This window comes from Mesorhizobium sp. M7A.F.Ca.US.005.03.2.1, from assembly GCF_003997795.1.
In the GTDB taxonomy this organism is placed as follows: Bacteria; Pseudomonadota; Alphaproteobacteria; order Rhizobiales; family Rhizobiaceae; genus Mesorhizobium; species Mesorhizobium ciceri.
This window is the reverse complement of record NZ_RZRP01000589.1, coordinates 1-4,016: the sequence shown is the minus strand read 5'-3', so window position 1 is coordinate 4,016 and position 4,016 is coordinate 1. Positions and strand designations below refer to the sequence as shown.

The window sequence follows — 4,016 nt, the reverse complement described above, 5'->3', positions numbered from 1 at the left end:
GCCCTGCGCCCCGGCATGCCGCCACGCACGCCGAAGGCGCGCGAACTCTGCCCGCATTTGATCTTCGTCGGCGGCAATTTCAGCCATTACCAGCGGCTGGGCGATGCGGCGATCAAGGTGCTCGACGATTTTACGCCTGTAGTCGAGCGCATTTCCATCGACGAGGCGTTTGCCGACGTCGCCGGCTGCACGCATCTGTTCGGCTCGCCGCAGGAGATCGCGACAACCATCCGCCGCCGCGTGCGGGCCGAACTCGGCCTGCCGATCTCGATCGGCGTGGCGCGCACCAAGCATCTGGCCAAGATCGCCTCGCAGGTCGCCAAACCCGACGGGCTGGTGGTCGTCGAACCCGGCACGGAACTCGCCTTCCTGCATGATCTGCCGGTCGGACTGATGTGGGGCGTCGGCCCGGCGACCAGGGCGCGGCTGGCCGAGATCGGCGTCGAGACCATCGGTCAACTGGCCAGGACGCATCGCGGCGCGCTGACGCGCCTGCTCGGTCCCGCCGCCGGCGAAAAGCTCGCCGCCCTGTCCTGGAACCGCGACCCGCGAAAGCTGGAGACGAAGCGCCGCGCGCATTCGGCCGGCGCCCAATCGGCGCTTGGCCAGAAGCCGGCTGTGGCACGGGTCATCGTGCCGACACTGCTGCATCTGGCCGACCGCGTCGCCAGTCGGCTGCGCGCCAAGGCAAGGCCCGGCCGCACGGTGACGGTACGCGTGCGCTTTGCCGATCTCAGAGCCGTCACCCGCTCGATCACGCTTGACCAGCCGATCTCGGCGACCGCGATGCTGGCCGAGATCGCCGGCGATCTGGTGCGCGGCCTGCTTGCCGACAATCCACAGGAGAAAACGATCTCGCTGCTGGCGATCTCGGTCTCGCATCTTGAGGAAAGCTTCGAGTTACAGCTCGACCTGCCGCTTGGCCTCGCCGACGAGAGGCGCCGGCCCGGCACGAAGAAGGGCCTAGCACGCTTCGACGCCGACCGCGCCATCGACAAGATCCGCGAGCGTTTCGGCAAACAGGCGGTCGGCTACGGCACGGTGGCGCTGGAGGCGGCGCGCTCGGTTCCCGACGAATTCAGGGAGTTGGCGGAGAAGGAGCTGTGAAGCCGGGGGCTACTCCATCTCTTCGCCGTCCCAGTACCGCCTCACCGCTCCCATGTCGAAAATGCCGTCGCGCCGGCGCAAGGCGTCGACCGCCATCTTGTTGGAATCTGGATAGACGCAGACCTCGTTGGGATTTTTCTCGCCGATCATCAGGTAACGGCACGGCCCCGTGCCGCTGTTGAGGAAGGAATGCCCGACCGCCAGGCCGGCTGGAAAGCAGACATAATCGCCGGTTTTCATTTCGTGGCGCTCCTCGCCAAGCAGCAGCGTCACCTCCCCTTCCAGGATCAGCGCATGCTCCTCTTCGAGCATGTGATAGTGCCGGGGCGCCAAGCGCATGCCGGGCGCCGGCGCTTCGATCAGCATGCCGACATGATAGTCGGAGCGTCCCAGCGCGGCATAAGTCAGGTGCCTGGACCGGCCGCCGAACCGCGGACCTTCGCCCTCGACCTTCCATTCGACAGCATCGCTGGCGATCGGCGGGATCGGCGCGGCTGGGGGTTTGGTGACACCGGCCGTCACATCCGACGGCAGCGGATCGCCGGCGGTAAGGCCGGTGTTCTCGCCGTCCCAGTAGCTTCGGTTTGCAGCGAGATCGAAGATCGCGCGGCGGCCCAGGGCGCGTACCAGCACCTTGTTGGAGGCGGTGTAGACGACCACTTCATTCGGGTTGCGCTCGCCGACGATGACATAGCGGCACAGTGCGTCGCTGGTATTGATCAGGCAATGCCCCGCCGCGGCACCGGCGGGAAAGCAGATGTAGTCGCCGGCCTTCATTGCATAGGCCGCGTCGCCGACATACGCGGTAAGCGCCCCTTCGAGGATGAAGACATGCTCTTCCTCGAAAATATGGTAATGCGCCGGCGAGGACTGCTTGCCAGCCGGAAGCTCCTCGATTGCCACGCCGACACGGTGTTTTTCGCCAAGGGCGGCCAGCGACAAATGCCGGTAGCGCAGGCCGAAGCGTGGCACGTCGGACCATTCCGTCCACGGCACCTCATCCGATGCGAATGGTAGCGGCGGTTTAGCTTCGTCCACCATTAGGGCCTCCTGGTCCTGTCGCCCTGCCCTCGTCGCGTGCTGCTAGAGGGTCCACGACAGAACAAAGCTGCCAGCTTCCGGCTAAACCGCCAAGCGGTGTTCGCTACGCTCCTGACATGGCTCGACAGGAGCCGCGCGCTTCAGCCTCGGATGGCCTTGCCCGCCTGCTGCAGCAATTCGAACGCCACGAAGCGTTTGGCATGCCAGCCGGCCAACGTAGGGTCAGGATGATAGACCTCGCCGAGTTCCGACATGCCGGCCATCGCCGCCGCCAGATCCTTGTAGGCACCGGCGGCGACCGCGCCCAGCATCGCCGAGCCGAGCAGCACCGGTTCCGGCGAGGTCGAGGCCACCACCACCATGCCTGTGGTGTCGGCCAGCAGTTGGCGCACCAGCGGGCTTTGGCCGGCGCCGCCACTGACCACGATGGTGTCGACGGGAATGCCCTTGTCATGCTCGGCCCGCACGATCTGGCGCGCGCCGTAGCCCAGCCCGCAGACCCCGGCGACATAGAGCCCGACCAGGCTGTCGAGGCTGGTGTCGAGATCGAGCCCGGCAATCAGCGCGCGCGCGTCCGGGTCGGCGAAAGGCGCGCGGTTGCCGAGGAACTCCGGCACGACATGGATGCCGCCGACCAGGGCCGGCGTGGCCGCGGCTCCATTGCGGCTTTGCGCCTGCAGCGACAGCCAGGCGCTGAGGCTGAGCCCCTCGGCTTGCGCTTTGGCGGTCGCTTCGCCGGCTGCAGGGTGCATGCGCACCAGATGATCAATCGCAGCACCAGCTGCCGACTGGCCGCCCTCGTTCAGCCACAGGCCCGGCACCATGGCCGAGAAATACGGACCCCAGACACCGTCGACGAAGGCCGGCTCGGCGGTCGACGACATGGTGCAGGCCGAGGTGCCGAAAACATAGGCCATGCGCGACAGCACGCTGCCGAAATCGCCGCGCGCGCCGACCGTGCCGACGCCCCCGGCATGCGCGTCGATCAGTCCGGCCGCCACCGCGGTGCCGGGGTTGAGACCAAGGTCTGCTGCTGCCTGCGCGGTCAATCCGCCGCCGAGTGCGGCACCGGCCGGCACGATCTCGGTGCCGATGCGCGCGAATGCCTCGTCGGCCAGCGCGCCGAGGCCGATCTTGCGGAAATACGTCTCGTCCCAGCGGCTCTCATGCGCCAGATAGGTCCATTTGCAGGTCACCGTGCAGACCGAACGGGCAAGGCTGCCGGTCGCCCGCCAGGTGAGGAAATCGGCGAGGTCCATGAACTGCCAGGCGGCGTCGAAAGTGGCGGGCAGGTTTTCGGCCAGCCACAGGAGTTTCGGCGTTTCCATCTCCGGCGAGATGACGCCGCCGACGTAGTTCAACACCGCCTCGCCACTGCGATTGATGCGGCGCGTCTGCTCGACCGCGCGATGATCCATCCAGACGATGATGTTGCGTTCCGGATTGGCGGACTTGCTTACCGGCAGCGGCACGCCGCCCTCGCCCAGCACCACCAGCGAACAGGTGGCGTCGAAGCCGATGCCGGCGATCGCCTCGGGCGCCACGCCCGATTGCGCGACCGCTTCACGCGTGGCCGCGCAAACCGCCCGCCAGATGTCGTTGCTCGACTGCTCGACAATGTCGCCGGCCTCGCGCCAGACCTCGATGTCCCGTTTGGCCGAGGCAAGCAGGTTTCCCGTGTGGTCGAACACCCCGGCCCGCGCGCTGCCGGTGCCGACGTCGATGCCGAGGAAGTGGGACATTGGGGGAAACCTTCGGTTTAGGGCAGTAGGGCAGTAGGGCAGTAAGGCAGTAAGGCAGTACGGGAATAGGGGGATGGTGGCTTGGCTCGGGCCCGGGCATTGAACGGCAGAGCAATCCTACTGCCC

Annotated in this window: 3 protein-coding genes; 1 reads left to right on the top strand and 2 read right to left on the bottom strand. The window is 67.0% G+C overall.

The annotated features are described in order from the left end of the window. Window positions 1–1,107: DNA polymerase IV (locus tag EN991_RS26225; RefSeq protein WP_127369856.1), on the top strand; the 1,107-nt coding region annotated here is incomplete at its 5' end. A 9-nt stretch (window positions 1,108–1,116) separates the two neighbouring features. On the opposite strand, the gene EN991_RS26220 is transcribed toward EN991_RS26225, so the two are convergent. Further along, window positions 1,117–2,148: a cupin domain-containing protein gene (locus EN991_RS26220; RefSeq protein ID WP_082827445.1), complete on the bottom strand. Its 1,032-nt coding sequence runs from the start codon at window positions 2,146–2,148 to the stop codon at window positions 1,117–1,119. 140 nt (window positions 2,149–2,288) lie between these two features. Next, window positions 2,289–3,890, bottom strand: coding sequence for an FGGY-family carbohydrate kinase (locus EN991_RS26215; RefSeq protein ID WP_127369855.1), 1,602 nt, complete (start codon window positions 3,888–3,890; stop codon window positions 2,289–2,291). Between the last annotated feature and the right edge of the window lie 126 nt (window positions 3,891–4,016).

Excerpts from the sequence above, each read along its gene's own strand:
- EN991_RS26220 (WP_082827445.1), bottom strand. The coding sequence starts at position 2,148 with ATGGTGGACGAAGCTAAACCGCCGCTACCATTCGCATCGGATGAGGTG.
- EN991_RS26215 (WP_127369855.1), bottom strand. The coding sequence starts at position 3,890 with ATGTCCCACTTCCTCGGCATCGACGTCGGCACCGGCAGCGCGCGGGCC.